The 276-nt window shown below is 68.1% G+C and carries 1 protein-coding gene; it reads left to right on the forward strand.

Features of this window, described 5'->3' with window-relative positions:
* On the forward strand, positions 1 to 211 hold a 211-nt coding region (locus tag AA75_RS28005), incomplete at its 5' end, for an aldehyde dehydrogenase family protein (protein ID WP_033823062.1).
* Positions 212 to 276: the final 65 nt, after the last annotated feature.

A 276-nucleotide genomic window follows, 5' to 3' on the forward strand; every position in this document is an offset into this window, starting at 1 on the left:
CCTGGCGTCCTCGGTGTGGACCAAGGACCACGCCCGCGCCATGCGGATGTCGCGCCGCCTGGACTTCGGCTGCGTCTGGATCAACACCCACATCCCGCTGGTCGCCGAGATGCCGCACGGCGGTTTCAAGAAGTCCGGCTACGGCAAGGACCTCTCCTCGTACGGCTTCGAGGACTACACCCGGGTCAAGCACGTGATGACGGCCATCTGACCCGGCCGCCGGCACGCTCCACGGGCGCGGGCGGGCTTCCCTAGGCTTTCCCCATGAGCATCCCC

This window comes from Kitasatospora sp. MBT63, from assembly GCF_000710465.2.
Lineage (GTDB): Bacteria > Actinomycetota > Actinomycetes > Streptomycetales > Streptomycetaceae > Kitasatospora.